Source organism: Streptomyces oryzae, from assembly GCF_017676365.1.
Classification (GTDB): Bacteria; Actinomycetota; Actinomycetes; order Streptomycetales; family Streptomycetaceae; genus Streptomyces; species Streptomyces oryzae.
In genome coordinates, this window is record NZ_JADKMA010000335.1 from 1 (window position 1) to 3,990 (window position 3,990).

The 3,990-nt window shown below is 71.6% G+C and carries 4 protein-coding genes; 1 reads left to right on the forward strand and 3 read right to left on the reverse strand.

What is annotated here, in order from left to right; genetic code table 11:
* Both hglS and ITI46_RS33585 read right to left on the reverse strand, forming a co-directional pair.
* Positions 1–1,388 (reverse strand): 2-oxoadipate dioxygenase/decarboxylase (hglS, locus tag ITI46_RS33580; protein ID WP_209243731.1); only part of this gene is annotated, 1,388 nt, incomplete at its 3' end.
* A 32-nt stretch (positions 1,389–1,420) separates the two neighbouring features.
* On the reverse strand, positions 1,421–2,593 hold the full coding sequence (locus tag ITI46_RS33585) for an NAD(P)/FAD-dependent oxidoreductase (RefSeq protein ID WP_209243732.1): 1,173 nt from the start codon (positions 2,591–2,593) through the stop codon (positions 1,421–1,423).
* Positions 2,594–2,769: 176 nt separating this feature from the next.
* Here ITI46_RS33585 and ITI46_RS33590 point away from each other — a divergent pair, with 176 nt between their 5' ends.
* The gene (locus ITI46_RS33590; protein WP_209243733.1) at positions 2,770–3,669 is read left to right on the forward strand and encodes a LysR family transcriptional regulator; all 900 of its coding nucleotides are present in this window, start codon (positions 2,770–2,772) and stop codon (positions 3,667–3,669) included.
* A 13-nt stretch (positions 3,670–3,682) separates the two neighbouring features.
* Here the strand turns inward: ITI46_RS33590 and ITI46_RS33595 are convergent.
* On the reverse strand, positions 3,683–3,990 hold a 308-nt coding region (locus tag ITI46_RS33595), incomplete at its 5' end, for a LysR substrate-binding domain-containing protein (RefSeq protein WP_247746992.1).

Below are 3,990 nucleotides of genomic sequence, written 5' to 3' on the forward strand. Positions count from 1 at the left end.
GCGCCGTCGAGGTCCAGTGCGCGAGCGACCTGCGCGAGGGAGCGGTTCTGCTGCTGTTCGTAGAGGCCGAAGGGGTCTAGCACCTCGCGTCCGATGGCGCCGGAGAGCCATTCGGCGTCGTAGGCCGCGCCCTCCTGTGCGTTGTCGCGGGTGCCTTCCGAGCTGAGGTTGGACTGGAAGATGCCGGCGGCCGAGCGGGGCAGGAAGTCCTCGTAGACGATGGGCTCGGCCCGTACCCACCCCTGCCGCAGCAGCTCGCCGAGGCCGGCCGGCGGGCGGCTGCCGTCCCTGGGCCGGTCGGCGGCCACCCGGTAGGTGAAGTACGCCAGCCCTCGTGCGGCCAGCTCCTGCTCGCTGTCGGGCATGTGCTCCTCCCACACACCGCGGGCGACGGCGGCGCGGCTCTCACCGGGCGACCGGGAGCACCGCTCGTCCACGAGGCCGAGCAGCGTGTCGTACAGCGAGCGGCCTTCGCGGGTCAGGGCGATGCCGCGGGCCTCGACCTCGCCGAACCGGACACGCAGCGCACCGCTGACGACGCTGCCGTCCTCTGTGCGCATCGCGCGGGGCTCGTCCAGGGCGCGGAACGAGGTCTGCCGCAGCAGTACGTCAGGGCCTCGCCAGGCCGGCGGGCCCTGGATGGTGTCGATCATCTCGATACCGCGCTCGGTCATCCGCCGGTAGAGCTCGTCGATGTCCAGAACGCGCGGAGTGAGGTGATTGATGTGCGTGCTGCGTACCCCGCCGATGTCCGCCGCGACCGCGGAGACCCGCTCCAGGGTCGCGTACCACGCCTTGTCGACCGGTTCGCCGGACAGCTCGAAGGCGCCGACGGCCAGCTGGAGGAAGCGCTCGGCGTCCTCCTGTGGCAGCTCCTGCTCCGCGGCCGCACGGTCGGCCAGCGCGAGCAGCTCGGCGGGGAAGAGCTCACGGCCGGCGAGGAAGGTCTCCAGCCGCGCCCGCAGCTCGGGGTCGAAGAAGCGGGGGTCGGCCGGGGTCAGCATGGAGGTGAAGACGCGGAACGGGTTCCGCGCCAGCTCCTCGCCGTCGACCGGCCGGAAAGCGGTGGAGACGACGGGCACGGCACTGGCGGCGGCCTCACGCAGGTCGTAGAAGCCGACCGGATGCATACCGAGCGCGCCGAAGACCCGGGCGACCTGCCCGAGTTCCCGCGGCGTGCCGACGCGGATGGCACCGTGGCGTTCGGCCGTCACCCTGCCGATGGTCCCCAGACGCTCCGCATCCGTGCCCCGGGCGCGCAGGACGTCCTCGTTGACCTCGCGGGAGACGTCCACGAGCGTGGTGTAGGCGGGCACTTCCCGCCCGTACATCTCCGACAGCCGCGCGGCGAAGGCGGCCCGTAGCTGCCACTGGCTGAGCGTTGACATGGTTCGGCCTCTCACTTCGGTCTTCAGGCTGTTCACACCACATGGGCTTCGGGACGGATCTCTGCGCCGGTGCGGAACCGGTCGGCACTGAGCGGGGTGATGTCGGTGAAGGGGCGGCGTTCCAGATACAGGTCGCGCATGATCTCGCCGACCGCGGGCGCCTGCAGGAAGCCGTGCCCCGAGAACCCCGTGGCGTACAGGAAGTTGTCGACCTCGTCGGAGCGGCCGATCAGCGCGTTGTGGTCCGGCGTGTTCTCGTACAGTCCGGCCCACCCGTCCACGGTTTCCATGCCGGCCAGCGCGGGGGCGCGGCGGCGGGCGACGGCGCGGAACAGCTCCAGCCACTCCGGGGTCCAGGAGGTGTCGAAGCCCTCTTCCTGCGCGGGGTCGGCCAGCCCGAACAGCAGGCCGTCGTCGCTGTTGTGGAAGTAGGCGCTGGAGGAGAAGTCGATGGTGAAGGGGATACGCGGCGCGGGCGGGTCGAGCGGCGCGGTGAAGGCGAGTTGCCGGCGCACCGGGCGTACGGGAAGGCCGACGCCGGCCATGTCGCCGATCTGCCGGGACCAGGCGCCCGCCGCGCAGATGACGGTGGAGCAGGAGAGGGACCCGTGGCTGGTGTGCACCCGGGTCACCCGGGAGCCGGCCGTGTCGAGCCCGGTGACCTCGGTGTGTGCGGCGAGGGTGACGCCCGCGGCGGCCGCGGCCCTCGCGTACCCCTGGACGACCAGCCCAGGGCGGGCGTGGCCGTCGGTGGGGGAGTACGCCGCCGCGACGAGGCCGTCGGTGCTGACGTAGGGGCACAGCCGCTGCGCCTCCTCGGGCCCTGTCATGCGGGTGGGCACCCCGAGACTGTTCTGGACGGCGACGCTGGCCTCGAAGTCCCGCACCTGGTCCTCGCTGGTGAGCAGGAACAGATAGCCGACCGTGTCGAGCCGGATGTCGGCACCGGGACGGGTGGGGAAGTTCTGGTACGCGTCCAGGCTGCGGCGGCCGAGCTCGATGTTGAGCGGGTCCGAGAACTGGGCGCGTACGCCCCCGATCGGCTTGCCCGAGCTGCCGCAGCCCAGGTCGCCGCGCTCCAGGACGACGATGTTGCGTACCCCGGCCTCGGCGAGGTGGAAGGCGGTGCTGACACCCATCACACCGCCGCCGATGATCACGACATCGGCGGAGTGCGGAACGGTGCGGTAAGCGGAGGAGGGCATGGGCCGATCCCTTCCAACGGCCGGTGCCGGGACGGGCGATGAGGCGGGCCCGGGCTCGGCACGGCGTGGCTGTCAGTGCATGGCGGTGCTGATCAGCTGTCTGTCCCACATCGTGCAGCAGCCCAACCGTTGACGTCCATGAACAGTTTCTGCGTCCTTTTGTTTACGATGCCTATATGGAATGGACGAGTGCCCAGCTGCGGTCCTTGGCCGAGCTGACCCGCCGCGGAACCGTCACCGCGGTGGCACAGGCCCTGGGATACACCCCCGGCGGGGTGTCGCAGCAGATCGCCGCGCTGGAGAAGTCCACCGGCATGGAACTGCTGCGGCGAGTGGGACGCCGGGTCGAACTGACCGACGCGGGAATGACCCTCGCCCGGCACGCCGAGCGCATCCTGGCCACGGAGGCCGAGGCCGTCGAGGCGCTGGAGCGCACCCGCACCGAGGTCTCGGGGACGCTGCGGATCGGGCTGTTCACCACGGCCGCCGCCGAGATCCTGCCCCCGGCGCTGCGGCACGCCCGGGAGCGGCACCCCGGCCTGACCGTGCGCAGCCGTGACATGGACGTGGACGACGTGTACGACGCGGTGGCCGGCGGCGCCGTCGATCTGGCCCTGGGCCTTGACTACCCCGACGTGCCCATTCCGCGGGACGCCTCCCTGTGCGTGATGCCGCTGTCCCGGGAACGGTTCTCCCTCGCGGTCCCGGCCGGTGCCATGAAGGGCCGTACGACGGTGTCCCTCGCCGCGGCGGCCGAGTTGGGCTGGATCCTGCCGTCGGCCGACAGCTACTACGGCCGCGCCGTGCTCACCGCCTGCCGCCGGGCCGGATTCGAACCCCGGGTGCTCCACGAGGTGACCGACACCGCCGCGACCCTCGCTCTCGTCGAGACCGGGGTGGGCGTGAGCGTCGTGACGGACCTGATGCTGCGCCTGCGCGCCTCCCGCATCGACGTCATCGGCCTGCGCGAGGCGATGGAGCGCCACATCGTGGTCATCTTCCGCTCCTCCGCACAGCACCGCCCCACGGTGACGGCTCTGGTGGAAGTCCTACGAACAACGGTCGAAGCGCCGTAAGGGCGCGAGGGCATCAACCAACTCCACCCCCCACCGGATGCACAAACGCCTCCCCCTCCGGCACCGCACTCCGCAAGGCACGCACCATCCGCCCGAGCAGCGGATTACTGTTCTCCCGGCGGTGCAGCACCTGCACCCGCCGGCACGCTGAGCGAGCGCCGAGCCGCGTCGCCGCCACCCCCGGGGCAGGCGTATGCCCGAGTGCGGGCACGACCGCCACCCCGAGCCCGGCGGCGACCAACTCCCGTACGACGTCGTAGTTGTTGCTGCGGAACGCGACCGAAGGGTCGAAACCGGCCGCAGCACACAGCCGGGTGAGGG